General features: G+C 71.8%; 1 protein-coding gene. It reads right to left on the reverse strand.

Annotated features, from left to right (window positions below; translation table 11 throughout):
- Positions 1-2,844: amino acid adenylation domain-containing protein (locus tag AB4112_RS35890; RefSeq protein ID WP_441727235.1), on the reverse strand; the 2,844-nt coding region annotated here is incomplete at its 3' end.
- Positions 2,845-2,854 lie beyond the last annotated feature (10 nt).

Consider the following 2,854-nt stretch of genomic DNA (forward strand, 5'->3'; position numbering starts at 1 on the left):
GAACCATCCCTCCGCCAGATCCCGGACCTCATCCTCCCCGTACAGCCCTGACGCCCATGACCAGTGCGCCACCAGCTCCGGTCCCGCCGGCCGGTCCCATGTCACCGCATCCACCGACAGCCCATGCGCCAGCGGCATCTCAGGGTCGCCACCGCCCAGCGCACCCCACTCCGGCGCCAGGCTCCAATCCGCATCTTCCGGCACCGCGAACCGGCCGAGGTAGTTGAAGCCGATCTGCGGCGCCGCAAACCCCGACAGCTCATCCTCGCCCCTTCCATCCAGGTACCGCAGCACGCCGTAGCCCAGACCCCCATCCGGCAGCCGCCGCAGCTGCTCCTTGATCCGCTTCAGCGCCGTTCCCAGCGACGCACCCCCCGACACCGCATCCCGCAGGTCCACTCCGCCCGCATCCAGACGCACCGGGTACTGGCTCGTGAACCAGCCCACCGTCCGCGACAGATCCAATCCCGACGCATCCGCCTCTCGCCCGTGCCCCTCCAGATCCACCAGCACCGACGGCTCCGATCCCCGGCCCAGCCCTCGGCGCCAGTCCAGCACCGCCAGGCAGAATCCCGTCAGCAGCACATCGTTGATCCCGCCCTGCACCAGGCCCGCAGACCGCGTCAGCACTGCCTCCGTCAACCCCGGCGGCAGCGCCAGACGCAGATGCCCTGCCGTCCGCACCCGGTCCCGCTCCGGATCCAGCGGCCGACGCGACAACAGCGCCTCTCCCCCCGCCAGCATCGACCGCCACAGCTCCAGCTCTCCGGCTCGCTTCCCTTCGCTCCCCTCCCGGGCCAGATGCCGGGCCCAGCCCCGGAACGATGTCCCCACCGCCTCCAGCGACACCCGCTCCCCCCGATGCGCCGAACGCCACGCCGCCGCAAGGTCCGGCACCAGGATCCGCCACGACACCCCGTCCACCGCCAGATGGTGGATCACCAGCAGCAGACGACCGGCCTCTCCCGGACCCGCGTCGAACCACACCGCCTGCACCAGCCGGCCGCTCCACGGATCGAGCCGCAGCTCCGCCGCCTCATGCTCCGCCGCCAGCTGCGCACCGACCTCCGCCGCACCTCCCACCTCGACCCGCCGCACCCCATCCGATGCCCGCACCGTTCCTGCCGGCGGGATCGTCAGCGACCACCCCGCGGCKYCCGCCRCCAGCCGCAGCCGCAACGCGTCGTGATGCTCCAGCACCGCCTGCAGCGCCGCCGYCAGCGTCGCCTCGGTCAAYTCCSGCGGCACCCGCAGCAGCATCGACTGGCTGTAACSCCCGATCGGACCRCCCCTCTCCCGCAGCCAGCCCATGATCGGCGTCGCCGGCACATCTCCGATCCCGGCGTCCGCCGCCGGCTGCTCCGCCSTCYYCGAACCCGCCACCACCGCCACAGCCGCCAGTTCCGACACCGTCCCGTGCCGGAACAGGTCCCGCGGCGTGATCGACAGCCCCGCCCGTCTCGCCCGGCTCACCACCTGGATCGACAGGATGCTGTCGCCCCCCAGCTCGAAGAACCCGTCGTCGATCCCCACCCGCTCCAGGCCCAGCACCTCCGCGAACAGACCGCACAGGATCTCCTCCTGCGCCGTCCGCGGTGCCCGGCCCCCGGCCGACACTCGCTCCGGCGCCGGCAGGGCCTTGCGGTCCAGCTTCCCGTTCGGCGTCAGCGGCAATGCCTCCAGCACCACCACCGCCGACGGCACCATGTGCTCCGGCAGGCGCTGCCCCACATGCCGGCGCAACTCCGCCCCATCCGGCGAGGCGCCCGGCGCCGCCACCACATAGCCCAACAGCTGCTTCTGCCCCGGCAGGTCCTCCCGCGCGATCACTGCCGCCTGACCCACCGCCGGATGCGACAACAGCGCGGCCTCGATCTCACCCGGCTCGATCCGGAACCCGCGGATCTTCACCTGATCGTCCGCACGGCCCTGGTACTCCAGCTCTCCGTCCGGCCGCCAACGCGCCACATCACCCGTCCGGTACATCCGGGAGCCAGGAGTGCCGAAGGGGCACGCCACGAACCGCTCCGCCGTCAGCCCCGACCGGTTGAGATAGCCCCGCGCCAGCCCGGCACCGGCAATGTACAGCTCCCCCGACACTCCCACCGGAACCGGACGCAGGCTCCCGTCCAGCACGTACACCCGCGTGTTCCAGATCGGCGCCCCGATCGGCACCGGCCCTTCCGTCGGGTCCCCGCGCTTCACCTCGTAGGTCGTGCAGCCCACCACCGTCTCGGTCGGCCCATATTCGTTGATCAGCCGCGTCCCGGCAGCATGCCGCCGCCATGCCGCGATCGTCCCTGCACCCAGCCCTTCGCCGCCGATCACCAGGCAGCCGCTCAGCCCTTCCAGCCGCTCCGGCGGTACCAACTGCGTCAGGATTTCGACATGCGCCGGCGTCACCTTCAGCAAGCTGAAGCCCATCCCCGCCGCCAGACGCTCCAGTTGCTCCGCCTCCGGCAACAGCGTCACCGCACGCCCTGCCAGCAGCGGCAGCATCAGGCTGGTCACCGTCGCGTCGAACGCCAGCGGCGTGTTCACGGGCGCGCCCGTGCCCCGCTCCAGCGGATAGGCCTCCAGGGCCCAGGCCATATAGTTCCCCATCCCGGCATGGGTGACGACCACGCCCTTGGGGCGTCCGGTGGAGCCGGAGGTGTAGATCACATAGGCCGGGTGTTGGGGTCGGAGGGGCGCCGTCCGCTCCCCGTCACCGGGATCATGCTCCGCCGCCGCCGACAGTGCCGACGACACCGAACCTTCCTCCAGGCTCAGCACCGGCACCGGACCGCACCACGCCTCCGCCCCTGAACCGATCACGCAGACCGGGCCCGCATCCGACACCATGTAGCCCAGC

It is taken from the genome of Inquilinus sp. 2KB_23 (assembly GCF_052115705.1).
Taxonomy (GTDB): Bacteria; Pseudomonadota; Alphaproteobacteria; order DSM-16000; family Inquilinaceae; genus Inquilinus; species Inquilinus ginsengisoli_A.